Genomic DNA, 25,799 nt, shown 5'->3' on the forward strand with positions numbered 1-25,799 from the left:
GACTTTCACCCGTGGTGATACTGTATCTCATTCTCCGGATATTCCAGGGGCTTCACCTATTTGCGCCGGTCGCCGCCGGATGCGCGGCATACGGTCGGTCCCGATGGTGTCTCCTCACACGGAAAGCGGGGTATCGAAATGGTTGCCGAAGGTTCCACGATCGCACGCCGGGCACTGGGACGGCAGTTGCAGAAGTTGCGCAAGAAAGCGGATATGAGCCAGAATCGCGCGGCGAAGGTTTTGGGTATCTCGCCGCAGACGATGGCGCGGCTCGAGGACGGGCTGTCGGTGCCGTCCACGAACGATTTGTACATGAACGCCCTCTGCGATCATTACGGCGTCTCCGATGAGAAGCGGCGCGCGATTCTCGCGATGGCACGGGAGGCGCGGGTGTCGGCGAAGAACGGAGGCGGTTGGTGGCGGCCCCATATCGACCGCCCGGCAAACGATTTCGAGCCGCGAGCGTTCCTCGATCACGCGGCTCGCCGCTTGACGGCCTGGCACGTCATTCTCCTGCCCGAAATCGTGCAGACCCCCGACTATCGCCGCGCGGTCGCCTGGACCACATGGCCCCACCTCCCCACCGACGAGCTCGATAATCGCATCGAGCGCGTCGCCGAACGGCAACGGCGACTGGACGATTCGACCTTCACCGTCGAAATCCTCCTGTCCGAGGCGGCGATTCGGGAGGAATGGGGCGGCCCGTCGGTCATGGCCGAACAACGCCGATTCCTGGTCGAAATCGGCCACCGCCCGAATGTCTCGATCCGCGTCGTCCCGTTCCGCACCCGCGGCCACCTCGGAGCCCTCGTCGGTTCCTTCTCCCTGCTCGAATTCCCGCTACTGCCACACACCCGCTTCGTGGAACGCCCGATCGTCCACGTCGAGGAATACACCGGCGACCTCTACCTCGAACGCTCCGCCGAGGTCGACCGTTACAAAGCGGCGATCAGCGAACTGCGGCGGGTGGCCTTGAGCGAAAGCGATTCCAGCGCGCGGATTTTGGCGATATCGGACGAATACGAGAACTGACCATCCCTGAATTCCCTCGACCCCGAATCGACTCGGCCGGGCTCGGCGTATCACCGCCGAGCTCGGCCCGCACCCATCGCCGTCAACCAGGCATCGACGGCATTACCCTCCGGAGACGAACTCGCCACCAGGCAGATCGTCGCCGAGTTCCTCACCGGAGGCGTCAATTCCGCGCGTGCCGCCGCCCACCCGTGGGCCTTCGGGCCAGAGTGATTCGAGATCTGTTGGAGTCAGTGGCGCCCGGTACGCGGCGCGTACGACCGCGGAGATCGTTCCGGGGTCGGCGGCGGCAAGGTGAGTGAACCAATCGATCCCGGCCGCGTAGGCCCACATGTAGCTCCGCAGTAGCGGATCCGTACTTCGGTCGGCGAGTATGCCCGCCAGATCGTTGTTGTTCCACCAGGGCACGCGGGATTGCGCGTGTTCCACACAGCTTTCGATGGGCGAACCCGCGTTGAGGGCCAGCTGCAGTTCAGCCCGTACCAAGTGGGTGTAATGGGCAAGTCGGGTGCGCGCGATCAACTGGTCGTCGTCCGGTGCGAGGAACAACGGCATGGCCTGCGCCCACCCCTCGAGCAGGACCTGCTGCGGGCCATGGACGGACAACAGACGGACCCACGCAACGTCCTCGACCGCGCACCTGGCCGCCATGCTGGCGCTCTGTAGACCGTGGCCGAGGACTTCGTGCAACGCCATCTGACGGGCACGAACCTTGGTGAAGCTGGCGTTGCGCGTGTTCATTCTCAGCCGTACCCGACTCCCGGCACCGTCGAGCCAGTAGGCCCAATAGGCGTCCGCGTCGGCTTCTTCGATGGTCAAGTCGAAAACTGCGTCGGTTCCGGCGAGCCGTCGTACGGCAGGCTCGTATTCCGCGGTGGCCTGGCGGATGGCGTCGGCTACCTCGCTCGCGCTGAGCGGGCCTTCGGACTCGGTCAGCTCGGAGCCGGTGGTGGCGCTCCAGCTGACGCCGAGGTCACCGAGACATCGCCGGGCGGTTTCGCCGACGGCAGCCACGTAGTCGGCGGGCCACCCGGCCGCCGGGCAACCCTGTGTCGCCCGGACATACTCGTCCAGGGCCGGTCGTTCGCCCATGAGTGCCCGCAGATAGGCAAGGTCAGCGCCGATGCGTTGCCGCACAACGGGTTCCGTGCACTGCTCGTTCAACTCGCGGAGGCGGAGAAACGTGGTGAGCAAGTCGTTGGGCTCCGACGGCCCACTCCGTACGGGATGGAGGTCGAAGTCGATCACAGCGGCGGCACCGCGAATCGTCTGATGTCGATGCCACGCTCTGATGACGTCTTCGACAGCGTCACGAATACTCATTGGCCACTTCCCACCGCAAGGTTATCGATTGATTCGGACGCAGATATTCTCGACTGAGTTCGATGATGACGTCACTGTCGTCGTAATCCCAGAGCAGATCTTCGGTCACCGAATGCTCAGCGCCTTCTTGATGCTCCTCGATCGCGGAACAGCTGATCACGTCTCCAGCATTGGCGTGGCGCAGGCTGATGGTCAGCTGCCGGGTGTAACGGTAGATGGAGCGACGCCAATAGTGCGCGTCGACAAATTTCCCTACCTCGCAGACGTATCCGGCGACGGCGCTCGGCCGGGTGCGGCGTGTTACCGCCGGGCCCGGTCCGTTCGAGAGCCCGGCGGCCCCACCATCGCGTCCGCCAACGCGCTCCGCGCGAGGTCACGCAGCCAGATATGCGCCGGGTCGGTGTCATAACGCTGATGCCAGGACAGGTAGACCTCGGCCGGAGGCAGGTCGAGCGGAATCGGGAGCAGCACCAGCCCGAGGTCCGAAAAAGCCTCCCGCGCAGTGGATTCCGGGGCCGTCACGACGAGGTCGCTCTCCCGCACGAACTCGAACGCCGCGCGTTCGGTGGGTGCGGTAGCCACCACCCGACGAGTCAGGTCGAGGCGGGCGAGCGCGTCGTCGATAAGGTTGGTCAGCCGTCCTCGCCGCGACACGGTGAGATGCTCAGCCCCCGCATACGCTGCGGCAGTGACGATTTCGCCTTCGGCGAGCGAATGTCCTTGCCGCACAACGATTACCTGCCGCGTCTCGGCAACCCGCTCGGCACGGAGCTCGCGCGCGGCCGGGCGGTCCGCGTTGGCGGCGAGATCGACCTCGCCACGGCGCAATTCGGGTGTGTCGATGCTCGACTCCGCGATGAACCGCAGCCGCACGCCGGGCGCCTGCGCGCGCACGGCGTTGAACAGGGCCGGGCCGCTCAGCGCGACGAGCGCGTCGTGCCAGCGCAAGGTGAACGTGCGGTCGAGGGTCGCGAGGTCGAGGGCGCGACTGGGCGCCAGCACGCCCCGGACCTGCTGCAACAGGTCGTGTACCTGTTCGCGGACGGCGAGCGCGTAGGGCGTGGGGGTCATCGTGCGACCCGTGCGCACCAGGATCTGGTCGCCCGTCGTGCGCCGGAGCCGACCCAGGCTGCGGCTCATCGCGGGCGCCGTGACGTGCAACCGGTCCGCCGCGCCCGCCACGCTGCCCTCCTCCAGCAGCGCGTCGAGCGCCGCGAGCAGATTCAAATCCAATTGCATGTCAGTCATCTTATGCGTGCTTTACATGCACTTGTTGTTAATGATTGCCGCCCCTAACGTCGAGGACGGAAAGCCGATCCGGCACTCCAGGGAGAAGGAGCACCGTCATGCCCGAACCGATTGTCGCACGCAGTGCGGCCACCGACGCCGAGCTGCTCACCGAGCTCGAAAAAGCCGTTCGCACAGCGGGTTCCGCGCTGCGCGAGCGTTTCGGTGGGGTCGTCACCGCCCGGACGCGTGCGGAACTCATGCGCGCCCTCGCCGCCAACGACGCCGCCGCGGCCGCCTCGCTACGCCCTCGCCTGCAAGCGCTGCGGCCCGGCGCGAACTGGGTCGAGGAGGAACTGGACGGCGGGGTCCTGCCCGGCGGGGAATGGTGGGTCGTGGATCCGGCCGAAGGCAACGTCAACCATGTGCGCGGCCTGCCGGAGTGGGGATTGACCGCTACCCTCGTGCGCGACAACCAGCCGGTGCTCACCGTGGTTCACCTGCCCCTGACCGGCGAGACCTACACCGCGCGGATCGGCGGCGGCGCCCATCTCGACGGCCGCCCGCTGATCGTCTCCGCCACAACCGATCTCGGCCTCGGCATCGTGGCCACGAGCCAGGCGCGACCGGACGAGGACGAGAAGGTGGTGCGCCGCGTCGGCGCCTCGATCACCGAGATGTTCCTCGACGCGCTCGTCGTGCGCGTCACCGTGCCCGCCAGCCTGCATCTGGTGAACGTGGCCGCCGGGCGCATCGACGCGTTCTGGCAATTCGCCGGTGCCCGAGCCGATCTACTCCCCGGCGCCCTGCTGGTCACCGAGGCCGGCGGCCGGATCTCCACCACCGACGGGCGTCCGTGGGCGCCCCACAGCGACAGCTTCCTCGCCACGGCGCCCGGCGTGCACGCCGCAGCTGTCAGCACCCTAACTCGTTGAGCGACTTACGATTTCAGGAGAACGAACCATGAGCACGATCACCATCCTCGGCAGCGGTCGCGTCGGCGGCGGTCTGGCCAGGGCGCTCACGGAGGCGGGCCACGAGGTCCGTGTCCCCGACCGCTCCCCCGGTGCCGCCGCCGAGGCCGCGCGCTCGGCGGGGATCGTCATCAACGCCACCCCCGGCGCGGGTTCGCTCGAGCGGCTGACCGCCCTGCGCGACACGCTGCGCGACACCATTCTCATCGACGTCTCCAACGCCACCATCGACGGCCCCGACGGCCTGCCCGCCGCCCTGCTCTACCCCGGCTCGAGCCTCGCCGAACAACTCCAGCACGCCCTGCCCGACACACGAATCGTCAAGACGCTCAACACAATGTTGTTTCCGGTGATGACCGCGCCGAGCATCCTCGAGCAGCCGCCGACGGCATTCCTCTCCGGCGACGACCCGGCGGCCAAGCGAATCGTCGCCGGGCTCCTCACCGATCTCGGCTGGCGGCGGGAGTGGATCACCGATCTGGGTGGCGTGGAGACCGCGCGGGCCACGGAGGCGGCAATTCTGTTCGTGCCGTACGTGATTCGGGCCAACGGGTTCGCGCCGTTCGCGATTTCGATCGCTCGGTGACGACGCGTCATCGGCGTCACTCCCCCGGAGCGACCATCCGTCGCACCGCGTCCTTCACCCACTCCCGCATCGACTCCGGATCGAAGCCCTCCCCGAACAGGAACCGCTGCATCTGCGGCACCGCGCGCGGGTAGTTGATCATGCTCAGCATCAGCAGCAGGACAGCGGCGGGCGGCATGTCGGCGCGAATCAGGTTGCGGGACTGGGCATCTGCGACCTTGGCCTGTTTGGCGGCGTAGCGGCCGATGCGGGCCTCGCCGCCGGACGCGCCGTCCGCGCCCAATTCCAGTGCCTCCCAGAGCATCAGGCGCAGGAATTCGGGATGGTCGCGGTGGTAGTCGATGTGCTGGTCGACCCAGTGGTCGACGTCGTCGATGTCGATGGTCACCGCGGCGGCGGCGTCGACCATGGCGCGCTCGAGGACCTGGTGGAACAGCTGCTCCTTGTCGCCGAAGTAGGCGTAGATCAGCTGCTTGTTGGCCTGGGCGCTGCGGGCGATGCGGTCGACGCGGGCACCGGCGATCCCGTAGGCGGCGAACTCCCGGGTGGCCGCGGCGAAGATGCGGGCCTTGGTCGCCTCGGGGTCTCTGGGTGCCATGGGTCGATAGTAACCAACTAATTGGTTGACAAGGTGGGGGTCGGGTGGGAATAGTGACAACCAACCGGTTAGTTACAGCTCTTGTGCGGCCACCGCCGCACATCCGTCCGGCGCAACGGCGCGTCGTTCACCGTCCCACGATTCTCGGAGCTTGCCGTGTCCATGCTCGAAACTCGTTCCGTCCCAACGATTTCTCTCGAACCCGATGCGTTTCCCACGCGCTGGCGGGTACTGCCGGTCGTGCTGAGCGCCATGTTCATGGCGATGTTCGACTGGTTCGTGGTCAATGTCGCGGCCTCGTCGTTGCAGCACGACCTGCACGCCGGGGAGGCGGCGCTGGAACTGATCGTCGGCGGCTACGGGTTCGCCTACGCTTCGGGACTGATCACCGGCGGCAGACTGGGTGACCTGCACGGGCACCGACGTTTGTTCGTCATCGGGATGCTCGCCTTCACGGTGGCGTCCCTGCTGTGCGGGCTCGCGCCGAACGCCTGGGCGCTGGTCGCGTTCCGCGTGCTCCAGGGCGCGACGGCGGCGCTGATGGTGCCGCAGATGCTCGCCCTCATCAACACCATGTTCCCGGTACGGGAGCGAGCACGGGCCATGGCAGCCTTCGGTGCGACCATCGGCATCGGCGCGGTGTCCGGTCAGGTGCTGGGCGGGGTGCTGCTGGACCTGGATCTGTTCGGGTGGGGGTGGCGGACCATCTTCTACATCAATGTGCCGATCGGATTGGCCGCCGCGGCGCTGGCGGCGCGCTGGTTGCCGACGCACGAGGCCGGGCGGCGACCGCGACTGGATCCCGTTGGCGCGCTGGGCATCTCGGCCGCGTTGGCGTTGCTGTTGGTGCCGATCACGCTGGGGCGGCCGGAGGGCTGGCCGGTGTGGACGTGGATCTCGATGCTCGCCTCGGTGCCGGTGCTGGCGCTCACGCTGCGCTACGAGAACCGGCTGGCGCGGCGGGGCGGTGAGCCCGTGCTCGATACGGGGATGGTACGGGAACGTGGGTTCAGCCTCGGGCTGGTCATCGCCGGAGGCTACCTGACGTTCTTCGCCGGATTCATGCTGTGCCTGACGCTGATGTTGCAGAACGGGCTCGGATTGTCGCCGCTGCGTGCGGGTTTGGCATTCGCTCCGCTCGGAGTGTGCTTCGCGGCGAGCTCGTTCTTCCTCGCACCGCGGGTGGCCAACCGGATCGGGAACCGGGTGATGGTCGTCGGGACGTTGACCAGTCTCACGGGCCTGCTCATCACCCTCGGCGTGCTGGCCTTCGCGGGCCCGCAGGTAGCCGTGCTCGCCCTCGTCCCCGGCATGATGATCGTCGGCACGGGCAACGGGCTGACCATCCCGTCGGTCGTCGGCGCGGTCCTGTCCTCCGGCATCCCGCCCCAGCAGGCCGGTATGGCCGCAGGCGTCCTCACGACCTCGCAGCAGTTCGGAAACGCCATTGGCGCAACGGTTCTCGGAGTGATCTTCTTCTCGGCACTGGGCTCGAGCGCGGATTACATCCGTGCGATGGAGGCTGCGGCTTTGGGTGGGATTGTGGTCCTGGCAGTGGTCCTCGCCGCGGCTCTGTCCCTCCCCCGCAAAGCAGCCGCCTAACCCGACGGCATCTCCACCACGCCACCTACCACTCGCCGACGCAACACAGCCGCACCCTTTGTTCGGATCCGCACCCTTTGTAGAGCTATATAGAGGGTGCGGATTCGAATAAGGAGTGCGGCTGTGCTGCCGAGGTTGGGGATGAAGGGCGGTGTAGCGCGGCGGGGCCTGGACAGCCGAGGCCCCGCCGCGGCCTACGGTTACGACCGTTCGTCGTAGGAGGCGTCGATCTCCTCTTCGGAGGCCGGGGCGACGTTGAGGGCCGCGGCGACTCGGCTGAGGGTGATCTCCAGCCCTACCACGTTCCGATCGGTTCGATAGATGGCCTCCCCGTAACCGTCGTCGAGTTCACCGACTCTGGCTGCCAGTCGGCTCATGCCCTCCTCCAGCATTTCGACGCGCCGTTCGATCGTCTGCCTTGCCATGCTTCCCCCAATCATGTTGCGGCCCCGACAAACTGGGTCGATACGAAGCCCCCAGCGTACCCCCAAGGCCCCGGTCCCCCAGGTACGCCAACCCAGCCGCACCCTTTGTTCGGATCCGCACCCCTTGTAGAGCTATGTAGAGGGTGCGGATACGAATAAAGGGCGCGGCTGTACTGCTGTACCTGGGGGTGGTGGTCAGAGGTAGAGGCCGGTGCCGTGTTCTATGCGTTCGTTGGCTACGGCGTGGAGGTCGCGTTCGCGGAGGACGAGGTAGGCGTGGCCTTGGACTTCTACCTCGTATTGGTCGTCGGCGCTGAAGAGGACTCGGTCGCCTACGCTGACGGCGCGGACGTGGGAGCCTACGCCGCAGACCTCGCCCCAGGAGAGGCGCTTGGCGACCTGGGCGTTGGCCGGGATGAGGATGCCGCCGCTGCTGCGTCGTTCACCGGATTCCTGGGACACGCGCACCATGACCCGGTCGTGCAACATCTGGATCTCTAGCTTGGCATCGGACACCTGCGGCAGTTTACCTTGGTCGGGAAATGACGCTGCGAGTTGGGAATCCCCGTGCTCTTCGGCCGGAAGCGAGGCCATGCGGGGGGACCACGCACGACCCGCCCCACTAGTCCGTACCCCGCAAATCCTCGCCGCCCCGTTATCTAGAAGTGGCCCTGGACTGAAGGCACACGCCCCTCCCTGAGCAATAAGGACCGCGAAAGTGAGGTCGTGGACAGGAACCCGACGACCCACAGCGAACAAGGGCCGTGAGCCCGAGAGTCGAAATCCACCCTTCACCCGGTACTAAACGACTGTCCAAGCTGGTCGGGCACTGCGAGTCCAGCGAGGATCCGGACTCCGAGCCTGGCCGCTGAGCAGGTCCTCGGCGATCTCGTCGGCGGAGGCGTCCTTTGACGCGGCATCGCGTGTGCACAACCGAGACAAGGTGACCGCCGTCTGCTCAGACGCCGGGGCCACATCGGCGATGATCAACCGAGAGGTGACGGGAAGTCGAGGTGGGCACATCGAACTGAGGCAAAATTCCCGTTCGACCCAGGCCCATTGGAGACCCTGGATTGCGCCTCAGGTTCGGGCGAAGGTCGTGCCTTTTGCCAACTCACGATAGTAGGCGTTGGATTCCATCAATTCCTTGTGGGTTCCGATTGCCTCGACATGACCATTCTCGAGCACAATTATGCTGTCAGCCGCTTGAATGGTCGAGTACCTGTGCGCAGCAACGATAACCGTGCACCTTCCCCGTAGATTCTGCAACGTCTGCGAGATGGCCGCTTCGCTGATCGGGTCCAGATTCGAGGTCGGCTCATCCAGAAGGAGCAGGTCCGGTTCTGTCAGCAATGCGCGGGCGATCGCCAACCGCTGTCGCTCACCTCCAGACAACGACTGGCCATGTTCTCCAACTTGTGTGTGGACACCTGCATCGAGCCGCTCGAGGACGGTAGTGAATCCGGCGAGTTCGACCGCACGCGTGATGTCTTGTTCGGAGGCGTCCGGATGGGCATAGGTGAGGTTGTCGAGTACGGAACCATGTAGGACCGGCGCTCCTTGCTCGACGAAGGCAATGCGCCGTCGATAAGAGGGCAGATCAATGAGAGAGGCGTCAGTTCCGTCAACGAGAATCGAGCCGCTGTCAGGTGAGTAGAAGCGTTCGATCAACGCCAACAAAGTGCTTTTCCCGCTACCGGAGCGTCCGACAATCGCCACCTGTCCCCCAGCAACGGCAGTAAACGAAACATTCTCGAGAACACGCCGTGACGGTTCGTAGGAAAATCCGAGACCGTGAATCTCGACTCTGGCTGAACGTTCCCTTTTCAGGCGGCCAGATTCTCGCCCAACGTTTCCGATCGCCGTCGCACGGACAGAGTCGCCTTCGATGTCGACCTGGAGCGCTTCGACGACACGTTGAAACGCACCCATCCCACGCTGCATCGACCCCAGCAAAGCAATGGTCTCGGAGACCGGTGTGGCCAGAAACGTGGCATACAACAGGAATCCGACCAGCTCGCTGACGCTCATATGACCGCCTGCCACGCGAATGCCGCCAACCAGGAGCAAAGCCAGGAACGACCCGTTCACTGCTGCCAGCGCAGTCGAACGAATGATCGACTCCATGCGGGCGGCGCGAACACCACCCTGAAAAGCTTCGGATGCTCGAGCGGTCAGCCTGGCCGCCTCCCTTTCCTCGGCCAGGCTGGCACGCACCGTTCGCAGCGCGCCCAGGGCGCGGTCGGCGTCGGCGGTGAGTTCGCCGATGCTGGCCTGGACGTCTTCAGAAGCGGTCCTGATTCCCGATAATGCTCCCGTTACCAGCAGTCCGGCAGTGACAGTTGTCATCAACGCCGCCACAGTCATGAACGGACTGAGCCAAATCATGACTGCCAGCGCACCCGCAGCGGAAACCGTCGAAAGGCCGAGCTGCACCGCGCTGGTCACCACGTCCTCTCGTAGCACGGAGGTATCGGTGCCGAGGCGGGCGGTGAGGTCTCCGACCCGCATCCGGTCCAAGACAGGCAGGCGCACCCGCAACAAACAATCAATCAACCGCTTGCGGAGATCGAAGACAACGCGCTCGCCGGTACGCGCTACGAGATACGTGCCGAGGCTGTCGAATAGCGCCTGAGCGAGAACGATCCCGACAAGCAACGTAACCAGACCTGTTATTGCGTCCCCCCCGGACACCGCATCGATAATCCGCATTGTCACCAACGGCTGCACGACACCCAAACCGGAGCCGGCCAACAACAACAAGACACCCACACTGATCTCCCGAGCGTGTCTCCGCAGCAACGCGATCAGATCGCGGTATCGAGCTCGATGGTTGTGCGCTCTCGCTGGCACCTTCACCCCTTGGTTCCGCTCGGTGGAACAGATATCAATCGACTGAGATAGTCGTATGGCACCTTCTCGCCCACAAGCTCATTCTCAACTTCGATCCAAGCATGAGCGCCGAAGGGTGCGTGCGTCTTGACTCCGATACACCATGTCGGCCAACTACCGAACGCACGGCACGTCAGCGCTATGGCAATCGAACGAATGAGGCACCCCTCTCTGCTGGCGCATTGCAACGAGACCGCGATCGTCGCATTTCGGGCCACGGTCGCTTCATCGTAGGTGGCGGGCCGCGCCCCACGCCGGAGGTATTCGAACAATACGAGGATGCGTTGCGGGGGCAGTTGCTTCACCACCATCGCGACGGCTACAGCAAATCGGGCGGCAATCCGGTGCAGAAAGGAAGTATTTCCTTCCGGGCGTTCGAGAACGATTTGATAGGTCATTTCTCTATCAGCCCCTCGGCCACGAGCTGCGTCAAGACAGCATGAAGGTCCGCTTCAGCGCGCTCGCTATCGACATCGAATTCAGCAGCGATCCGACCAGGCAACTCGTCCAATTGTCCCGATCGACGGATCGCTTCGATCAGCATGCGCCCGGTCTGATTTATTTCCCAATAAGTACCCGTTTGGCCGTGTAGGAGAACAAGACCAGTGTTTGTTTCGGCAATGTTGATGTGATCAGGTATGCGCATGGTCGATCGCCTCCCCTCGCCGCGCAGGTCGGTGGGTTTGTGATCTCAGCCACAGTTCGCAGGCGAGCGTAGTATCCAGTAACGCCACTTGATCAATCCCGAAATCCGGACCTCCTGGCTGGTTCAACCGGTCGGCGAGTTGAACGTTTTCTATCAATCCGCGACGCGCTAGTTCAGACGAAGTCCACAATGCGGCGACGTTTTCGCTATAAGTTCGGAGACCGCCGATCTTGTCGGAGTCACCGTTGCCCTTGGTTTGGCGTGTGAGCAGTGACGGCTCGACGATATCGCGCATCGCTTCTTTAATGATGGTTTTAAATTCCCACGGACTCGCTCGTTCAAGAGGTTTGACAGCCAAACTGGCCTCGATGACTCTGTCGTCGAAGTAGGGTGACTGCATCGGCAGCCCGTTCGCCTCACTGAGTTGGTGCAGGATGCGTGCTGTTCTCGTGCCGAATTGGATCATGGCCACGTCCGCATGGACACCTCGACGTCGCGACAGCGCGGGTAGATGACGCGACGCTTCGCGCAACCCGACAGCAGCAATCTCGCGAGCATCGTCACTGGCCCACGGCGGCATCTGAGGCGCAATGTCCCAGCCGAGCAGCTGATGGGTCGAAAAAGACGTTTTCCGGCGTACTCCTCTTGCCGCCCTTGCCAACCACTTTGCATATGACTCGTTACGCAGGAGCTCGACAATCGCTGTTCGAATCGGCCACTTTTCCTGGATCCGGTGCGCTCTGAGATGCCGGATAGCCACAAACGGGTGCCTCTTCAGTTCATCTCGGCAGTGCGCCAGCGGAGGAGTGAACAAATGATCCCCCCCGTTGCCAGTTATGTGAACCACAGCGCCAGACAGACGGTCGAAACCGACGAACTGCCTGCTGAGGTCGAGCAGGGTGGGGGCCGGCTCATCGACCGGAACCGCGGGAACCACGACGCCGGAATACGACAACGGTAGTTCGTCTGGCGAAATGATCACGTGATCGATGCCATCCATTGACGCGGCTGCCCGCAACGCCCAGGCCATGTCATCATCCGCAGGGTCCCGACTGGCAATCGTACGGGCCACAAAACCTCGGGTCGCGGCCGCTATCAGATAGCACAACGGCGTTGAGTCCAAACCACCGGAAAGATCACAACTCACCGTTCCCTGACCAACCCGGGCAGCGATGGCGTCTTGCAAAGCGCGCCGCAGGTCAGCGGCGCCTTCGCTGATTGACACCACAGGGTCCGGAGGCGACCACCAGCAATGGATCGTGGCGGATCGGCCATTGGGGCGCACGTCGAGGTAGCTGCCCGGTGGTACCGCCTCGATACCATGCCACATCGGCACCGTGTCGAGTGGGTATGGGACATAATCCATGAGCCGCAGAGCGAGTTGCTCGTCATTCAAAGACGCGCCGCACAGGGAAGCCAACACGTCAGCGCGGTTACAGGCGACAACAACGCCGTCCGTAATCCCGTAGTACATCCTGCGCATCCCGGACGCCGTGCCCTGCACCCGCAGCCGGCGGCCGTCCCAGGAAACGAGGTGATAGCTACCGGCTACGGAGAGAGCAAGTTCGTCGGCCGACTGAAGGCCCAAGGCTGTCCGCTCCACCGCATCGACAGTCGCCGATGACCTGGTGTGCGCGCCGATGAGTGCGACAATGCCGTCCCGTGTTTTTGTCAAACTAAGCTCGTGGTCGTCCCATAAACCGAGAACAAACGTGTTCCCAGACGGGTAGGAAATCCGTTTCAACTCGCTCGCCGACAAACGTGACGCCACGGCGAACGAATCGATAAGGTCTGGCAAGACGATGAAGAAACCTTCGCCGTGACGCACGCTCAATCCTTCCGGAAGATACTAGACCTCAGAAATTTCAGAGGCCCCGCGGCAGCACGATCGACGGTTCGAAGGTGCCGCGCTTGAGATTCCCGGTGTCCTTGCGGAACTCTCCGGCCTTGACCAACTTCGGAGCGACGTACTTCTGCTTACGGACCATTTCGATACCTCCTGTGAGAACTTCATGACCGGGATAACTTCCCCGCCAGTACCCTGATTGGGCATTCCTACTGTGGCACAACCATATCTCTTTTATCAACGTGTTCGAGTCGGAGACCTTGTCGGAGCAAGAGAGCGAATCGGGGCATGTTCAACATCGGAATTTCCTTGGTCGAACACCGCCCTTCACCCAGCACTCACCCTTCCACGGTGTTCCAGTTCGACGGAAAAATTCTGCCAAGCACGGGCGCACTCGCGCGCCAGCTCAGCGACGGTTTCAGCGCAATGGGCGGGAACGCTGTCGAGCAACAGCTCCCACCCTTCGTGCGATATGCCCTGGATCTCCATCCAACGAATGAGGGCACGTCCGGCCTGAGTGAACCGTAGTGAGGGATCTCTTTGTAGTCGCTCGAGCAGAACTCGAGGATCGGGTTTGCCCCCGACACTCGAAGTGATACGCCCCGTGGAAATCGGACCGGCCTTCTCCGTATCGGCGGCAACGTCTCGTTGCCGATTGGAGACCCTCCGGCCGCCTGGGACCGGGTTCATGCCCGCCTGCATCCTTCGCCTGACGTCGGATACCGTACCGAGGGAAACGCCGGCAGCCCGGGCAATCCGCCGCAGAGGAGCGTCGGGGTGGTTCGCCAGCAATTCAGCCGCTCTCTTACGTCCTTCGGTAGCGTCTACTGGCCGCGTCCGACCGTCTCGTCCGATCCTCACCGCCACTTGTGGGATATCTTCGTCAGATCGACGCAACGCCGCGACTGTTTTGGCGTCCAACCCGGTGACTTTTCCGATGGCTCCATCGGACCACAGAGGGTGAGATCTCATGATCCGGCGTGCGGCAGCGCTACGATCCTTGAGAGACAGCGGGAGGCCGTGCGCGATATTGGTTTCGACCGCCAGCAGAAATGCGTCTTTGTCATCCCCGTCGAAGAACAATACATCGATGTCCGATTCCCCGCGCAACCGAGCAGCATGCAACCGGTGCATACCGTCGATGACGCGCATGTTCGAACGCTGCACAATAATTGCCGGGAGAGGACCCCCTACATCCGCCAGAAGACGGGTATGCTCGACATTCTCCCCCGAAATGCGAGGCGAGTCAGCCAAGGACAAAGAGCTGATTGGTACTCGTGTCGGCTCCTGTCCCAATGCGAGATCGTGGCCCTCTTCCGCGTCCCCACGCCCGCCACGTCCTCGACTCGAGCGCGCATCACCCTTATTTGTCATTTTTTCTTCCCCCTAAAACCATCAGCACTGGTTCAGCATGCGTTGCAGACGCAGTTAGACGCTCCTGAAACCCCTCCCTGTTTTCGTATCAACCACTCGCCGCCCACCAGAAGCATCGACATCCAGGGCGCAGCAAAAGGTTCCGAAGCGCGAAAAGGGATAACTTCAACTCGCAAACACACTGCATATGCCCCCGTCGGCAGATCACGCCAGATAGATAGATACACAGAAGCCTTCTGGCCACCCCCATATCGGTACGCTACTCTACCTATGGAACATTCTCTTTTCAAGAAAGATATCTCGGCTGGAATAGCTAGAAACTAACTACCCCGGTACTTCCGGTGTCCTGCGCGGGTTGCTGCAGACAACGTCGCAATCTTCGACAACGGCTGACACTTGCGGTTCAGCCTCCGGACTCCGCCGGGAGAGGATCGACGCCGTGGCGTACTGCGCGACAAGACCAACACATGGGCTTTGACGTACGTTCGGGCCAGCGGGTTCCATTCCATCGATCCTTGTCTCAACCGCGTCACCGACTCACCTGGAACCTCGGACATTCGACTCTCGCAATTCGAACGATGGCTTGAACCGGCATGAAATCGCTCGCTTGGTAGGGCACCTGGGTTCTCGCTCGACAGGCAGGGGGTGGAGCCGGTGTAGTGAACGTACCGAAGCGATCGGGCGGACGGTCGTCTCAACCCCACGGGTTGAGCTGCACGGCCGGAGCAATCACGAGATGAGGCGGGCCGGGAAGTCCGTATCCCACACGGTCAACCACTGATGCCGCGTGATGTCGTCCGCTCGGATCAGCAGGGTTTCGACCAGGGCCCTGGGGTGCTCGCGCCAATAGTGTTGTGCGGCTTGGGCTATCTCGCGGCCGAACAGGCCGGAGCGGTCGAGCGTCTCGGCCCAGTAGTCGACGGCCCCCGCGTGGATGCGGGCGAGGGTGGCGTGGTCGAGGGGCTCGTCGGTGAACAGCGAGGCCACCAGGTCACGGAAATCGGGGGAATCCAAGCGCATGGACATGCTTCCTCGAGGTCGTCGGGGCGCCGCCGCTCGCCCGACTCGAGGCGGCTGGCCTTCGAGAATTCTGACGCTTTCGCCGTACCGACGCCAACCCGAGGCCCGGGAAGCGGCCGCGACCACGTACTTTCGATATGTGGACGTGCATACGCTTGCCAGCCAACTGCCCGACGGGACCGTCGTCACCGACGTGGACATCCTCGCGGGATATCGGCAGGACCGGGCGCTGGACCCCGATGCGGGGACGCCGCTGGCGCTGGTCCGGCCGAGCACCACCGCGCAGGTCGCCACGGTGCTGAAATGGGCGCACGAGAACCGGGTCCCGGTGGTGCCGCGCGGCGCGGGCACCGGGCTGTCGGGCGGGGCGACCGCGCAGGACGGGGCGCTGCTGTTGAGTACGGAGCGGATGCGGGAGATCACCGTGGATCCGGTGACCCGGACGGCCGTGGTGCAACCGGGGCTGCTCAACGCGGAGGTCAAGCGGGCCGTCGCGGCGCACGGGCTGTGGTATCCGCCGGACCCTTCGTCGTTCGAGATCTGCTCGATCGGCGGGAACGCCGCCACCAACGCGGGCGGGCTGTGCTGCGTGAAGTACGGGGTCACAACGGATTACGTACTGGGCATGGAGGTGGTACTGGCCGACGGCACCGTGGTGCGGCTGGGCGGGCCGCGGCTGAAGGACACCGCGGGGCTGTCGCTGACCAAACTGTTCGTGGGCAGTGAGGGGACGCTCGGGGTCATCACCGAACTCACCCTGCGCCTGCTGCCCGCGCAGCCGCCCCAAAGTACCGTCGTGGCAACGTTTTCCACGCTGACGTCCGCCACCGACGCCATCCTCGAGATCACCGGCCGGCTGCGGCCCTCGATGCTCGAGTTCATGGACTCCGTCGCGGTCAACGCCGTCGAGGACGAGCTGCGCATGGGTCTGGACCGGGAGGCCGCCGCCATGCTCGTGGCCCGGTCCGACGCGCCGGGCGAATTCGCCGCCCGCGAGGCCGAGATCATCGTGGCCGCGTGCGAAAAGGCCGGGGCGCACGAGGTTTTCAGCACCGAGGACCCCGAGGAGGGCGAGGCGTTCTGCGCCGCGCGGCGGTTCGCCATCCCGGCCGTGGAGCGGCGGGGGCCGCTGCTGCTCGAGGACGTCGGGGTGCCGCTGCCGCGGTTGGGCGAACTCGTCGAGGGCGTCGCCGAGATCGCGCGGCGGCGCGACGTGCTGATCTCGGTGATCGCGCACGCGGGGGACGGCAACACCCACCCGCTGATCGTGCACGACCCCGCCGATCCGGACGAAACCGCGCGGGCGCATCGGGCCTTCGGCGAGATCATGGATCTGGCCATTGCGCTGGGCGGCACCATCACCGGCGAACACGGCGTCGGCCGGCTCAAGAAGGCGTGGCTGCCCGATCAGGTAGGGCCCGAGGTGATGGACCTGACGCGCCGTATCAAAACCGCACTCGACCCGCACGGCATACTCAACCCCGGAGCGGTGTTGTAAGCGGTACAACGGACCGAAGGCAGGAGTTCCAGCGATCATGACCCCCAGGCTCGAGCACAACGCCGAGGCCACCCGATACGAGATCTACCTCGACGACACCCTGGCCGGGTACGCCGATTACAGCGACCGCGAGGTGGGCGAGAAGACGGTGCGCGATTTCCAGCACACGCTGACCTTCCCCGAATTCCGGGGTCGCGGCGTGGCCGCGCAGGTCGTCGAATTCGGATTGCGCGACACCCGCGAGGCCGGACTGTCGGTCGTACCGACTTGCTGGTATGTCGAGAAGTTCATCGAGGAACACCGCGAATACGCGGATCTGATGGCCTAATTGCGCCGCCGCCACACCAGGAACTGACGATCCTGGACCGTGCACATCGCCTCGACCACTTTGTCGTTGTCGAAACCCGGCAGCTGCTGCAGGCGCGCGAGGAAGTGCGGATCGGCCGCGGAATGCGGAACGACACAGCCGTTTCCCCGCGCGCCGATCAGCACGAAGAACACATCATCGGCGAAGGGCCCGTCGGCGGTGGTGATGATCCGCACCTCCGAAAGCTCTTGCCACAAGACCTCTTCGACACGCCCGTTGTCCAACGTGCGCCGGACGAACCTGTCGTTGATCTCGACTCCGGCCATGCATCAATAGTGCTCCGCTCGAGCGCCCACGGATAGTCCCGAATTCGCCAAATTGCGACTGAATGTGCAGATGCAAGAACGGTTTTCGTGATTCACGCGTCCCCGGCGCGCGGCGGCGGACGTGCTCACGCAAGCTGGCTGGCCGGAATCTCCCGCGCGGCGAATGCCGGTGCGCCGGAAGGGCAGACCCCTACGAACGGGGCCTGCCTCTCGGCGGGTGTCGTCAGCCCTTGAGCAGCGCGCGCGACATGACCACGCGCTGAATCTGATTCGTGCCCTCGTAGATCTGGGTGATCTTGGCGTCGCGCATCATGCGCTCGACCGGGAAGTCGGTGGTGTAGCCCGCGCCGCCGAACAGCTGGACGGCGTTGGTGGTGACCTCCATGGCGACGTCGGAGGCGAAGCACTTGGCGGCGGCGGAGATGAAACCGAGGTTCTTCTCGCCGCGCTCGGCGCGGGCGGCCGAGGTGTAGACCATCAGGCGGGCGGCCTCCACCTTCATCGCCATGTCGGCGAGCATGAACTGGGTGTTCTGGAAGTCGGCGATGGCCTTGCCGAACTGCTTGCGGTCCTTGGTGTAGGCGATCGCGGCGTCGAGCGCGCCCTGGGCCAGGCCGACGGCCTGCGCGCCGATGGTCGGGCGGGTGTGGTCGAGGGTCTCGAGGGCGGTCTTGAAGCCGGTGCCCTCCGCGCCGATGATGCGGTCGCCGGGGATGCGGCAGTTCTCGAAGTAGAGCTCCGCGGTGGGCGAACCCTTGATGCCGAGCTTGTGCTCGAGCGGGCCGACGACGAAGCCCTCGTCGTCGGAGTGGACCATGAACGCGGAGATGCCGTTGGCGCCCTTGTCGGGATCGGTCACGGCCATGACGGTGTACCAGGTCGACGCGCCGCCATTGGTGATCCAGCACTTGGAGCCGTTGATGACCCAGTCGTCGCCGTCGCGGCGGGCACGGGTGCGCATGCTCGCGGCGTCGGAACCGGCCTCGCGCTCGGACAGACAGTAGGAGGCCATCTTGCCGTCGACGATGTCGGGCAGCACCTTCTGCTTGAGCTCCTCCGAGCCCTTCAGGATGAGGCCCATCGTGCCGAGCTTGTTGACGGCCGGGATGAGCGAGGACGAACCGCAGACGCGGGCGACCTCCTCGATCACGATGCAGGTCGCCACCGAATCCGCACCCTGCCCGTTGTACGCCTCGGGTACGTGAACGGCGTTGAAACCGGCGGCGTTCAGCGCGTCGAGCGCCTCCTGGGGAAAGCGGGCCTTCTCGTCGACGTCCTTGGCGTGCGGGGCGATCTCCTTCTCGGCCAGGCCGCGGATGGCCTCGCGCAGCTCGTGATGGACGTCGTCCAGTTTGAACAGATCGAAATCGGGGTTGCCCGCCATGGGTTGCACTCCTGGTCGTCGGGTGTGTTGCTCGCCTGGTCCGCGAATCTCCGGCATGTCGGCACTCAGTGCCAGTCACCATCCAGTATACGCGGCGGTACTGCCAGCACATGCAGGTTCCACCCTGGCACTGAGTGTCACTCAGGTGAATGTGGTGCTGATCACAGATTACCGAGTCGGTGCGCGAGCAGGTCGGCGATCCGACCGGGCGGCATGTCCCGGGGGAAGACCGCCACGACGAGTTCGCCCGCGCTCTCCCGGCCCAGCCGCGGAATCGCCGCGAGCGCGGCCCGCAGGTCTCCCGGACTCGCCTCGGACCGACCCCGCACCATGCGGCGCAACAGATAGTTGTGCGTCGCGGTCACGGCCGCGGTGAACTGGATCAACGCCAGATCGTCGACGCCCGCGACGCGCGACCGCAGATAGTCGGTGAACAGCCGCTCGTAGCGGAACACCGTGACGATCTCCCGATCCCGCAGCGCCGCCACCTGCCGCACCACCCGGTACCGCCGCGCCGCCAATTCCCGTGTCTGCGAGAACCTTTCGAACACCCCCACCACCGCCTCGCACACGGCGTCCCACGGATCCCCCGTCGCCGCCCCCAGAAACGCCTCGGCCTGCGCCAATTGCGCCTCGTGATCGGCGAAGACCACATCCTCCTTCGACCGGAACTGCCGGAAGAACGTCCGCCGCGAGATCCCCGCCGCCTCCGCGATCTCGTCCACGGTCGTCGCCTCGTACCCCTTCTCGGCGAACAACCGCAGGGCGTGGTCGACGACCGTCAACTTGAAGCGCGAGGTCTCGTCCATGGCACCACCGTAATCCGGCACCGCCGGGCTCACCCCAGGAGCCGCTGACGCAGGGCGTCGTCCTTCCGCAGGACCAGAGCCTCCAGGTCGGACTGGAATCGCTCCATGCGGGAACGCAATTCGGGGTCGGCGGTGGCGAGGATGCGGGCGGCCAGCAGGCCCGCGTTGCGGGCGCCGCCGATGGAGACCGTCGCCACCGGGACGCCGGCGGGCATCTGGACGATGGACAGCAGGGAGTCCATGCCGTCGAGGTATTTCAGGGGGACGGGGACGCCGATGACGGGGAGGGGGGTGGCGGCGGCGACCATGCCGGGCAGGTGGGCCGCGCCGCCCGCGCCCGCGATGATGACCTTCAGACCGCGGGCGGCGGCGTCGCGGGCGTAGTCGAGCATGCGCTGGGGGGTGCGGTGGGCGGAGACGACGCCGACCTCGAAGCGAATGCCGAACTCCGCCAAGGCTTCCGCGGCAGCTTCCATGGTGGGCCAGTCGGAGTCGCTGCCCATGATGAGGCCGACCTGGGGGGTGGTGGTGTCAGGCATGGGGGTCCCATCCGTCGGTCCAGATCGCGTGCGACATCCAGTGCGCCGCGCGCTCGGCTTGTTCGCGGACCTCGGCGACGTTCTCGCCGAGGATGTTGACGTGCCCGATCTTGCGCTTGGGGCGTTCGCCCTTGCCGTAGAGGTGCACGCGGGCGTGCGGCATGCGCGCGAACAGGTGGTGCAGGCGTTCGTCCATGGACATCGCGGGGGCCTCGGGGGCGCCGAGGATATTGGCCATGACCGTCACCGGGGCCAGCGGGCTGGTGTCACCGAGGGGATAGTCCAGTACTGCTCGCAGATGCTGTTCGAACTGGCCGGTGACCGCGCCGTCCATCCCCCAGTGCCCGGAGTTGTGCGGGCGCATGGCCAATTCGTTGACCAGCAGCGTGCCGTCGTGGGTCTCGAACAGCTCCACGGCCATCGCGCCCGTGACACCGAGTTCTCGCGCCAGGCGCAGGGCGAGTTCGGTCGCCTCGGTCGCGCGCTCGGCGGGCAGGTCGGGGGCGGGGGCGATGACCACCGCGCACTGACCCTCCCGCTGCACCGTCTCGACCACCGGCCACGCCGCGGCCTGGCCGAACGGGGAACGCGCCACCATCGCCGACAGCTCGCGCTTCAGGTCGACCCGCTGTTCGGCCAGCAGCACCACGTTCGCGGCGAGTTGCTCGGCGACGATCGACTCGGCCTCGGCCCGGTCGTCGATCATCCACACGCCGCGCCCGTCGTAGCCGCCGCGCACCGCCTTGAGCACGAACGGCCAGCCGTGCTCGTCGCCGAAAGCGATTGCGTCGGAAGCGGATTCGACCGCGGTGAAGGGCGGCACCGGCACGCCGAGGTCGGCGAGTTTGCGGCGCATGGCCAGTTTGTCCTGGGCGTAGACCAGCGCGCCGGGCGGGGGCTGCACGTTCACGCCCTCGGCGACCAGCGCCTCGAGGTGCTCGGTCGGCACGTGCTCGTGGTCGAAGGTCAGCGCGTGCGAGCCGACCGCGGCCTTGCGCAGCGCGGACAGATCGGTGTGCGAGCCGAGGACGACCTCGGGGGTCACCTGCGCGGCCGGATCGTCGGGGCGCTCGGCCAGCACCCGCAGCCGCTGTCCCAGCGCCACGGCGGCCTGATGGGTCATGCGCGCCAGCTGGCCGCCACCGATCATGGTGACGGTCGGCATGCCCGACTTGTCGAAGAAACGGGTGGTCACGGCCCACCATGTTGTCATGCCGATGACCGGGGCGACGCGTGCGGGTTGGTTGCCGCGAGAACGAGGGACGTAGACTCGCCCCGTGTCATTCGTCGACGACGTGGTCAACGTCCTGCCCAGCACGTTCCGGGACTTCGCGTATCGCCATCGGGAACTGATCAAGTTCGCGATCGTGGGCGCGACCACTTTCGTCATCGACAGCGGCATCTTCTATCTCCTGAAATTGACCGTGCTGTCGCCCAAACCGATCACGGCCAAGATCATTTCCGGGGTGATCGCGGTCATCGCGTCCTACATCCTGAACCGGGAATGGTCGTTCAAGGGCCGCGGCGGACGCGAACGCCATCACGAGGCGCTGCTGTTCTTCGTGGTGAGCGGCGTGGGCGTGCTGCTGTCGAACGTTCCGTTGTGGATTTCGCGCTACGTGTTCCACCTCCACGTCCCCGATGTCAGCCTCGCCGTCGAGAACATCGCCGACTTCTTCAGCGCGTTTCTGATCGGCAATCTCCTCCAGATGGTGTTCCGTTTCTGGGCGATGCGGCGCTGGGTCTTCCCCGACGAAATAGATTCCCTCGTCGAGGAATTCGAGGAACTCTACGAAGAGGAAGAACAGCTCGGGCACAGCTAGCCCTACTGGACGAGCGGAGTGCTCAGCGCGGCTCGCCCGCGATCGTCGTCGACAGATTCGAGCGCGACGGCGAGGAGTGACCGAGGAAGACCGCGAACAACGCCGGGCGGCGGCGTTGCAGTTCGAGACGACCCCCGTCGGCCTCGATGAGTGCACGCGCGAGTGCGAGGCCGACGCCCGTGGACCCCGCGCCGGAGAAGCCGCGGTCGAAGATGTGCGGGGCCAGATCGTCGCTGACGCCCTCGCCCTCATCGGCGATCTCCACGGCCACCAGCGGTTCGCGATCAGGTCCGCCGTAGACCGTGCGGACCGAGATCGTGCAGTCGCCGCCGCCGTGCATGAGGGCGTTGTCGACCAGCACCGCGACCGCCTCTCGCAGGCGGGAACCGCTCACGGGCGCGCGCAGACTCGGGTCACCGGACAGGATCAGGCGGCGGCCCGCCTCGGCGAACGGATGCCGCCACTCGGTGACCACGCCGCGCAGTTCGTCGATCACGCGCACCGGGTCGCGGTCGGCGGCGTTCTCGTCGCGGGACGCGCGGACCAGTTCGTCGATGGCCGCGGTGAGGCGGTCGACCTGGGCCATGGCCTCCTCGGCCTCGTGCACGACGGCCGGATCGGCGTGCTCGGACAGCTCGTCCAGCCGCAGCCGCACCGCGGTGAGCCGGCTGCGCAGCTGATGGGAGACATCGGCCACCAGGGCGTGCTCGCGTTGCAGCCGTCCCGCGATCTCGACCGCGGCCGAGTCCAGCACATCGGAGACGCGGTCGAGTTCGGTGACACCGTGCCGGGTGGGGTCGAGCCGGAAGTCCCCGGTCGCCAGCCGGGCCGCGCGGGCGGCGACATCGCGCAGCGGATCGGCGACCCGGCGCGCGGTCACCACCGCGACCGCCGCGCCCGCGGCCAGCGAGGCCACCGCCACCAGGCCGACCGCGCCGACGGCCTGCCGCTGCATGGCGTGCATGGGCCCGGCCGGAACCTCGAGCCGTAGCGACCCCGAGGTGCCCATCGCCAGCGACTCGATCACCGGGTCGTCCACGTGCGACGTCCCGGCGTCCACGCGCAGGGCCGCGTCCTCGGGGGTGGGGTAGATGATCGTGAGCCGCCCGCCCGGCGGGATCAGCGGGCGCACCGAGCGCAGGTCGAGGGTGCCGTGCACCATGCCGTCGTCGCGCTCCTGCGACACGATCTCCACCGACATGCGATCCAGCCTGGCGCGCAGGTCGTTTCGCGTGATGTCGGCGACCCACTGCCAGGCCGTGTAGGCCAGCGGGATGCCCAGCACCACCGTGGTGAAGGTGAGTGCGGCCAGCATCGACAGCAATATGCGTCGTCGCATCGGCCGTCAGTCGGTGTTGAACCGGAAGCCGACGCCGCGGACGGTGACGATGCGCCGCTCGGCCACCGGGCCCTCGTCGCCGATCTTGCGCCGCAGCCAGGACATGTGCATGTCGAGGGTCTTGGAGCCGCGCAGATCGGCGTCGCCCCACACCTCGCGCAGGATGGTCTCGCGCGGCACCACCTGCCCGGCCCGGTCGATGAGGACCTTGAGCAGCTCGTACTCCTTGTTGGCCAGGTTCACCTCGTGGCCGTTGACCAGGACGCGGCGCGCCTGCGGTTCCAGCCGGACGCCGCCGATCTCGACGGCCTCGTCGCCGATTCCGCTGCGGCGCAACAACGCTCGCACGCGGGCCAGCAGTTCCGCGAGCCGGAAGGGTTTGCCCACGTAGTCGTCGGCGCCCGCGTCCAGCCCGACCACGAAGTCGACCTCGTCGGTGCGCGCGGTCAGCATGAGCACCGCCAGATCCGCCCCGCGCGCCCGCACCTGACGGCACACCTCGAGCCCGTCCATCCCGGGCAGCCCGAGATCGAGGATCAGCAGATCGTGTTCACCCTCGAGCGCGCGTTGCAGCACCGCGGGACCGAAGCTCTCCACGGTCACCGAATACCCTTCGCGCCCCAGCGCCCGCGACAGCGGGGCGGCGATGGCCTCGTCGTCTTCGGCCAGCAGTACGGCGGTCACGACCCAAGATTACGCACTGTGTCCGAATCCGCGTCGCGTTCTCCGACGCACTTCGCTACCGAATGGAAAACCCGTGGCGCTCACCGGCGCTCGGGGGCGTCCGGACGGGGGTCGCGGCGGGGGTCGTAGTCGGTGTTATCGAAGACCTCGTGGTAGAGCAGGGCGTGGACGCGCTGGACCTGGGGGATGTCGTCGTATTCGAGGGGGTCGCCGGAGGCGGCGTCGATGATGAGGGTGCCGGTGCCGAGCATGCGGTCGAACAGTCCGTGCCGGAACTGGACGCTGGAGATCCGGCTCATCGGGATGTCGATGCCGGTGTGGGTGAGCACGCCCTCGCGCACCAGCACCCGGCGGTCGGTGATGATGAAATGTGTTGACTTCCAACGGATCACCGGGCCCGCGCAGCGCCACAGCACGATGGCGGCCCAGAGCACGGCGATGCCGATCAGCACGGCGGTGTGCGCGGTGCCCTCGGTGTGCCGCCAGGACAGCCCCCCGGCGAAGCCCGCCAGCGCGCTCGCGACGATGAACGTGACGGCAGGCCAGAACAGCATTTTCCAGTGCGGATGACGGTGCAGCAGCAACTGCTCGTCGGGTGCGAGCAGTTCCTCCGGATAGCCCATACGCGCACCCTACCGCGTGCGCGCGCGAGCGCCGAGGGATCGTCACGGCTTTCGCAACACCAAGTCCGAGCGGACATTTCCGGAGGCCGAACGGGACCCGAACCGCGCGCGAGGGTCCGGTCTAACGCAGGTGCGTCACGTCGGCGGCGGCGACCGGCCGATCCCCGATCAGCAACCGGCCGTGCTCGTCGACATCGGTCGCGATCCCGGTCAGCACCCGGCCGCCCGGAAGTTCGGCGCGCACCTCGGCACCGATTGTGCCGCAACGGTTCCGGTACTCGCGGGCCACGTCCGCGATGTCCCAGTCCGCGGCGCTCCAGTCGGTGAAACGGCGGGCGAACTCGCGCAGCAGCGCCAGCGCGAGTTCGATCCGGTCGACGTCCGGCGCGCCCGCCAGCGTCAGCGACGTGGCGTGCGGCACCGGCAGTTCGTCCTGCGCCAGGCTCACATTGAGCCCGACGCCGACCACCACGGCGGGCGCGCCCGCACCGGAGGCCACCTCGGCGAGGATGCCCGAGACCTTGCGGCCGTCGATGAGAATGTCGTTGGGCCACTTGAGGTTCGCGTGCAGTCCGGTGACCGCGCGGACGCCGTCGACGACCGCGACGCCGGTGAGCAGCGGCAGCCACCCCAGCACCGCGGGGTCGATGCCGCGCAGCCGCACGAGCGTCGACATCGCGATCTGCGCCCGCGGCGGGCTCACCCAGGTGCGCTCGTGCCGACCGCGGCCGCGCTCCTGCGCCTCCGCGATCAGCACCCGGCGATCGGCGTCCGGCTCCCCGGCGTGCGCGATCAGATCGGCGTTGGTGGAGCCGGTCGACTCCACCACATCGATGCGGGAGAAGAACGACAGTTCGGGCGATTCGGCGAGGTCACGCCGCAACCGCTCGGCGTCCAAGGGTGGCCTGTGCACCACCGCAGG

Annotated in this window: 29 protein-coding genes; 7 read left to right on the forward strand and 22 right to left on the reverse strand. The window is 65.9% G+C overall.

Annotated elements, in window-relative coordinates; all coding sequences use genetic code 11:
* Positions 1-138: 138 nt before the first annotated feature.
* Entirely contained in the window at positions 139-1,032 is an 894-nt protein-coding gene (locus ACFYTQ_RS18955) for a Scr1 family TA system antitoxin-like transcriptional regulator (RefSeq protein ID WP_387362398.1), read from the forward strand.
* A gap of 102 nt (positions 1,033-1,134) precedes the next feature.
* Here the strand turns inward: ACFYTQ_RS18955 and ACFYTQ_RS18960 are convergent, their stop codons facing one another.
* From ACFYTQ_RS18960 to ACFYTQ_RS18970, 3 genes are all read right to left on the reverse strand, one after another.
* On the reverse strand, positions 1,135-2,355 hold the full coding sequence (locus ACFYTQ_RS18960) for a hypothetical protein (protein WP_387362400.1): 1,221 nt from the start codon (positions 2,353-2,355) through the stop codon (positions 1,135-1,137).
* Entirely contained in the window at positions 2,342-2,515 is a 174-nt protein-coding gene (locus tag ACFYTQ_RS18965) for a hypothetical protein (RefSeq protein ID WP_387362402.1), read from the reverse strand. The genes ACFYTQ_RS18960 and ACFYTQ_RS18965 overlap by 14 nt, the downstream gene beginning before the upstream one ends.
* 140 nt (positions 2,516-2,655) lie before the next feature.
* Positions 2,656-3,588: a LysR family transcriptional regulator gene (locus ACFYTQ_RS18970; protein WP_387362404.1), complete on the reverse strand. Its 933-nt coding sequence runs from the start codon at positions 3,586-3,588 to the stop codon at positions 2,656-2,658.
* Positions 3,589-3,701: 113 nt separating this feature from the next.
* On the opposite strand from ACFYTQ_RS18970, the gene ACFYTQ_RS18975 reads away from it, so the two are divergent.
* Both ACFYTQ_RS18975 and ACFYTQ_RS18980 read left to right on the forward strand, forming a co-directional pair.
* Positions 3,702-4,517, forward strand: a complete 816-nt coding sequence (locus ACFYTQ_RS18975) for an inositol monophosphatase family protein (protein WP_387362406.1) — start codon at positions 3,702-3,704, stop codon at positions 4,515-4,517.
* 28 nt (positions 4,518-4,545) lie between these two features.
* Positions 4,546-5,142, forward strand: a complete 597-nt coding sequence (locus ACFYTQ_RS18980; RefSeq protein ID WP_387362408.1) for an NADPH-dependent F420 reductase — start codon at positions 4,546-4,548, stop codon at positions 5,140-5,142.
* Between the two features lie 16 nt (positions 5,143-5,158).
* Here the strand turns inward: ACFYTQ_RS18980 and ACFYTQ_RS18985 are convergent, their stop codons facing one another.
* Positions 5,159-5,740, reverse strand: coding sequence for a TetR family transcriptional regulator (locus ACFYTQ_RS18985; protein WP_387362410.1), 582 nt, complete (start codon positions 5,738-5,740; stop codon positions 5,159-5,161).
* Positions 5,741-5,902: 162 nt separating this feature from the next.
* Between ACFYTQ_RS18985 and ACFYTQ_RS18990 the strand changes: the two genes are divergently transcribed.
* Entirely contained in the window at positions 5,903-7,342 is a 1,440-nt protein-coding gene (locus tag ACFYTQ_RS18990; RefSeq protein ID WP_387363066.1) for an MFS transporter, read from the forward strand.
* 200 nt (positions 7,343-7,542) lie between these two features.
* On the opposite strand, the gene ACFYTQ_RS18995 is transcribed toward ACFYTQ_RS18990, so the two are convergent.
* The 9 genes from ACFYTQ_RS18995 to ACFYTQ_RS19035 all read right to left on the reverse strand — a co-directional run bounded on the left by ACFYTQ_RS18995 (position 7,543) and on the right by ACFYTQ_RS19035 (position 15,545).
* Positions 7,543-7,767 carry a hypothetical protein gene (locus tag ACFYTQ_RS18995; protein ID WP_387362412.1) on the reverse strand — a complete coding sequence of 75 codons (225 nt, stop codon included), beginning with the start codon at positions 7,765-7,767 and terminating at the stop codon, positions 7,543-7,545.
* 195 nt (positions 7,768-7,962) lie between these two features.
* Positions 7,963-8,283, reverse strand: a complete 321-nt coding sequence (locus ACFYTQ_RS19000; RefSeq protein ID WP_387362414.1) for a GroES family chaperonin — start codon at positions 8,281-8,283, stop codon at positions 7,963-7,965.
* 564 nt (positions 8,284-8,847) lie between these two features.
* Positions 8,848-10,539, reverse strand: a complete 1,692-nt coding sequence (locus ACFYTQ_RS19005) for an ABC transporter ATP-binding protein (RefSeq protein ID WP_387362416.1) — start codon at positions 10,537-10,539, stop codon at positions 8,848-8,850.
* An 83-nt stretch (positions 10,540-10,622) separates the two neighbouring features.
* Positions 10,623-11,057 carry a lasso peptide biosynthesis B2 protein gene (locus tag ACFYTQ_RS19010; RefSeq protein ID WP_387362418.1) on the reverse strand — a complete coding sequence of 145 codons (435 nt, stop codon included), beginning with the start codon at positions 11,055-11,057 and terminating at the stop codon, positions 10,623-10,625.
* The gene (locus ACFYTQ_RS19015) at positions 11,054-11,305 is read right to left on the reverse strand and encodes a PqqD family peptide modification chaperone (RefSeq protein ID WP_387362420.1); all 252 of its coding nucleotides are present in this window, start codon (positions 11,303-11,305) and stop codon (positions 11,054-11,056) included. Before ACFYTQ_RS19015 ends, ACFYTQ_RS19010 begins: the two co-directional genes overlap by 4 nt.
* Positions 11,292-13,133: an asparagine synthase-related protein gene (locus ACFYTQ_RS19020; protein WP_387362422.1), complete on the reverse strand. Its 1,842-nt coding sequence runs from the start codon at positions 13,131-13,133 to the stop codon at positions 11,292-11,294. Before ACFYTQ_RS19020 ends, ACFYTQ_RS19015 begins: the two co-directional genes overlap by 14 nt.
* A 37-nt stretch (positions 13,134-13,170) precedes the next feature.
* A complete protein-coding gene (locus ACFYTQ_RS19025) occupies positions 13,171-13,293 on the reverse strand; it encodes a keywimysin-related RiPP (protein WP_387362424.1) in 123 nt (40 codons plus the stop codon).
* 185 nt (positions 13,294-13,478) lie between these two features.
* Positions 13,479-14,525 carry a ParB N-terminal domain-containing protein gene (locus tag ACFYTQ_RS19030; protein ID WP_387362426.1) on the reverse strand — a complete coding sequence of 349 codons (1,047 nt, stop codon included), beginning with the start codon at positions 14,523-14,525 and terminating at the stop codon, positions 13,479-13,481.
* 729 nt (positions 14,526-15,254) lie between these two features.
* The gene (locus tag ACFYTQ_RS19035; protein ID WP_387362428.1) at positions 15,255-15,545 is read right to left on the reverse strand and encodes a hypothetical protein; all 291 of its coding nucleotides are present in this window, start codon (positions 15,543-15,545) and stop codon (positions 15,255-15,257) included.
* Between the two features lie 139 nt (positions 15,546-15,684).
* On the opposite strand from ACFYTQ_RS19035, the gene ACFYTQ_RS19040 reads away from it, so the two are divergent.
* Positions 15,685-17,043 carry an FAD-binding oxidoreductase gene (locus tag ACFYTQ_RS19040; RefSeq protein WP_387362430.1) on the forward strand — a complete coding sequence of 453 codons (1,359 nt, stop codon included), beginning with the start codon at positions 15,685-15,687 and terminating at the stop codon, positions 17,041-17,043.
* Between the two features lie 37 nt (positions 17,044-17,080).
* Complete coding sequence (locus tag ACFYTQ_RS19045) at positions 17,081-17,371, forward strand: GNAT family N-acetyltransferase (protein ID WP_387362432.1); 291 nt, start codon at positions 17,081-17,083, stop codon at positions 17,369-17,371.
* Here the strand turns inward: ACFYTQ_RS19045 and ACFYTQ_RS19050 are convergent.
* The 5 genes from ACFYTQ_RS19050 to ACFYTQ_RS19070 all read right to left on the reverse strand — a co-directional run bounded on the left by ACFYTQ_RS19050 (position 17,368) and on the right by ACFYTQ_RS19070 (position 21,621).
* Positions 17,368-17,676 (reverse strand): hypothetical protein, encoded by a 309-nt coding sequence (locus tag ACFYTQ_RS19050; protein WP_387362434.1) that lies wholly within the window; start codon positions 17,674-17,676, stop codon positions 17,368-17,370. The genes ACFYTQ_RS19045 and ACFYTQ_RS19050 overlap by 4 nt on opposite strands.
* 223 nt (positions 17,677-17,899) lie before the next feature.
* Positions 17,900-19,060, reverse strand: a complete 1,161-nt coding sequence (locus ACFYTQ_RS19055) for an acyl-CoA dehydrogenase (RefSeq protein WP_387362436.1) — start codon at positions 19,058-19,060, stop codon at positions 17,900-17,902.
* 161 nt (positions 19,061-19,221) lie between these two features.
* Positions 19,222-19,869, reverse strand: a complete 648-nt coding sequence (locus ACFYTQ_RS19060) for a TetR family transcriptional regulator (protein WP_387362438.1) — start codon at positions 19,867-19,869, stop codon at positions 19,222-19,224.
* 29 nt (positions 19,870-19,898) lie between these two features.
* The gene (gene purE, locus ACFYTQ_RS19065; RefSeq protein ID WP_387362440.1) at positions 19,899-20,408 is read right to left on the reverse strand and encodes a 5-(carboxyamino)imidazole ribonucleotide mutase; all 510 of its coding nucleotides are present in this window, start codon (positions 20,406-20,408) and stop codon (positions 19,899-19,901) included.
* On the reverse strand, positions 20,401-21,621 hold the full coding sequence (locus tag ACFYTQ_RS19070) for a 5-(carboxyamino)imidazole ribonucleotide synthase (protein ID WP_387362442.1): 1,221 nt from the start codon (positions 21,619-21,621) through the stop codon (positions 20,401-20,403). Before ACFYTQ_RS19070 ends, purE begins: the two co-directional genes overlap by 8 nt.
* A gap of 64 nt (positions 21,622-21,685) precedes the next feature.
* Here ACFYTQ_RS19070 and ACFYTQ_RS19075 point away from each other — a divergent pair, with 64 nt between their 5' ends.
* Positions 21,686-22,231: a GtrA family protein gene (locus ACFYTQ_RS19075; protein WP_387362444.1), complete on the forward strand. Its 546-nt coding sequence runs from the start codon at positions 21,686-21,688 to the stop codon at positions 22,229-22,231.
* A 22-nt stretch (positions 22,232-22,253) separates the two neighbouring features.
* Here the strand turns inward: ACFYTQ_RS19075 and ACFYTQ_RS19080 are convergent, their stop codons facing one another.
* The 4 genes from ACFYTQ_RS19080 to ACFYTQ_RS19095 all read right to left on the reverse strand — a co-directional run bounded on the left by ACFYTQ_RS19080 (position 22,254) and on the right by ACFYTQ_RS19095 (position 25,790).
* Complete coding sequence (locus tag ACFYTQ_RS19080; protein ID WP_387362446.1) at positions 22,254-23,570, reverse strand: sensor histidine kinase; 1,317 nt, start codon at positions 23,568-23,570, stop codon at positions 22,254-22,256.
* Positions 23,571-23,576: 6 nt separating this feature from the next.
* A complete protein-coding gene (locus ACFYTQ_RS19085) occupies positions 23,577-24,254 on the reverse strand; it encodes a response regulator transcription factor (RefSeq protein ID WP_062504717.1) in 678 nt (225 codons plus the stop codon).
* Between the two features lie 80 nt (positions 24,255-24,334).
* Positions 24,335-24,877, reverse strand: a complete 543-nt coding sequence (locus ACFYTQ_RS19090; protein WP_387362448.1) for a PH domain-containing protein — start codon at positions 24,875-24,877, stop codon at positions 24,335-24,337.
* 121 nt (positions 24,878-24,998) lie between these two features.
* Positions 24,999-25,790, reverse strand: a complete 792-nt coding sequence (locus ACFYTQ_RS19095) for a biotin--[acetyl-CoA-carboxylase] ligase (protein ID WP_387362450.1) — start codon at positions 25,788-25,790, stop codon at positions 24,999-25,001.
* Positions 25,791-25,799 lie beyond the last annotated feature (9 nt).

Origin of the sequence: Nocardia sp. NPDC004068, assembly GCF_042874315.1 — a bacterium.
Lineage (GTDB): Bacteria > Actinomycetota > Actinomycetes > Mycobacteriales > Mycobacteriaceae > Nocardia.